2 protein-coding genes and 1 tRNA gene are annotated in these 2091 nt (G+C 46.5%); 1 reads left to right on the top strand and 2 read right to left on the bottom strand.

The features are described 5' to 3' along the window. The first annotated feature begins 20 nt into the window (after positions 1 to 20). Positions 21 to 97 (top strand) — tRNA-Trp (locus B7C60_RS00130). A gap of 303 nt (positions 98 to 400) precedes the next feature. Here B7C60_RS00130 and istB read toward each other — a convergent pair. Beyond that, positions 401 to 1162 carry an IS21-like element helper ATPase IstB gene (gene istB / locus B7C60_RS00125; RefSeq protein WP_099609941.1) on the bottom strand — a complete coding sequence of 254 codons (762 nt, stop codon included), beginning with the start codon at positions 1160 to 1162 and terminating at the stop codon, positions 401 to 403. Beyond that, on the bottom strand, positions 1149 to 2091 hold a 943-nt coding region (istA, locus tag B7C60_RS00120), incomplete at its 5' end, for an IS21 family transposase (RefSeq protein ID WP_099609940.1). The genes istA and istB, both read right to left, overlap by 14 nt.

Below are 2091 nucleotides of genomic sequence, written 5' to 3'. Positions count from 1 at the left end.
CTTTAGTTGTAAGATTATTTAGGGGTGTAGCTCCAATTGGCAGAGCAGCGGATTCCAAATCCGCGTGTTGGGAGTTCGAATATCTCCACCCCTGCCATATTTCTTCTCGGGATATAGAAAGTCTCAACTTAGGTTGGGACTTTTTTTGTTTCTAGCGTTATGAAAAATCAACGTTCTCAAACTACCCACCTATTTCCACTCGAAAATCCCATTATACCAATCTGGAAAATTAACTGGTCAGCTCAATCCAATCTCTTTTACACATTCTTTGTACCCTATCGGTGCATTCCAAAAATCGATTCCATGCGTGACATACCTTTTCGACAATATCGTGTCAACGATCACCGAAAACTGATCCACTTTTAGCTTAAAAACGATCAATCAAAATTGATCCACCCTTTTACTCAGGTATTGCTCCTGAACGTCGTTTATCTTTCAATCGATAACTATCACCACTTAACTGCAAAACATGCGAGTGGTGAAGCAGTCGATCTAACATCGCTGCCGTTAATGTCGCATCATCGGCAAATGCGCTAGGCCATTGGCCAAACGATAAATTGCTGGTCAAAATAATACTGCCATACTCATAGCGCTTAGCGATCACATTAAAAAATAGGTTGGCTTCTTCTCGCCCAAACGGCAGGTAACCGATTTCATCAATGATCAATAATCTTGGGGCCATTACGGAGCGAGAGAGGTATTGCTTCAACTTGTTTTGTCGTTTAGCGGTCGATAATTGCAGCATTAAATCAGCGGCGGTGATAAAGCGCGTTTTCTTTTTAGCCTGTACGGCTTTGAGTCCCAACCCGATGGCTACATGCGTTTTACCGACACCACTTGGTCCGAGCAACACCACGTTTTCATTACGCTCAATGAAGGTCAGCGCACTTAATTCTTGTATCTGCTGTTTCGGGACGCCGGTGGCGAATTTGAAATCAAACGTACTTAACTCTTTATACGCGGGAAAACCGGCCATACGCCCAAAAAGCTGTCGGGTGCGCTCGTCTCGTTGTTGCTGCTCGCTTTCCAATAAGGCGCGTAGAAATTCACCATAACTTTTTTCCTGAGCAATACATTGCTCCGCCAACGATGGCCAAGAGGCGGCAATAGAGCTGAGTTTCAGTGAGTCACAGAGATGACCGATTTGTTCATGCAGTAGCATGGTCACCCCCTAACAGCGCTTCGTAAACGTTCATAGGATGTTGTAGATTGATGGACTCTAGCGGCGGCACAATACGGATATCTGGGGCAGACTTGTGGTGACTTGCACCCTGTACGAACCTTGGTAAAGGAAGTAACTGTTTCACTTCTTCTCGCAAGCGCTCAGTAGGGACAGCTAACGTAGTGCCATGAATGCGTTGATTCGCTACACGCTGTAACCATGGGCCGACTTTTGCGTTGGCTATTTGTACATCCAGCTCGAGATTTTGCGCGCGTAATTCGGCGCGAAGTGGCACAACGAAACTGTTTTTTAGATAGTGGTTGAAACGCTCAACTTTCCCCTTGGTCTTGGCTCGATAGGGTTTACAAGCAACCAGCTTGAAGCCGTAGTCTTTCGACATCTGTAGCATCTCGTCATGCAACTTATGTTCGCCTTGTGCATAAGCATCTCGTTCAATGATGAGCGCTTTAGCGTTGTCACACAGCACCTGCTCGGGTACGCCACCGAAATACTCAAAGGCTTCTTTTAAGCCTTGTTGCCACGCATGAGCGCGCTCGTTATCAAAGAATTTGACGAAAGTGGCGCGCGAATAACCTAAGGTTGCGACAAAGGCTTTGAGCGGCCGTTTACCGCGCCGAATGGTGGTAAAGTCGATTTGCATTTGCTGTCCTGGCAGGGTTTCAAAACGGACAACCGGCTCAGGAGTGGAACAAAGTTTAAACTGACACACAAAGCGACGGAGCTGAGCAATACCGCCTTGATAGCCGAGTTGAACCACCTCATCAAATAAGACGGTGGCAGGTATCCAATCAGGTTGGGCCTGCTCAATTCGTTGAACGAGATAGGGTTTAAAGGGCTCTAGTTTTGTCACGGGTTTTGCTCGTTGCGCGTAAGCGGGCATCTGATGCTGCTGCAAATGATGTTTTACG

The organism is Vibrio fujianensis (assembly GCF_002749895.1).
Classification (GTDB): Bacteria; Pseudomonadota; Gammaproteobacteria; order Enterobacterales; family Vibrionaceae; genus Vibrio; species Vibrio fujianensis.
Note: the sequence above shows the minus strand (reverse complement) of the source record. Positions and strands in the feature narration are given on the sequence as shown.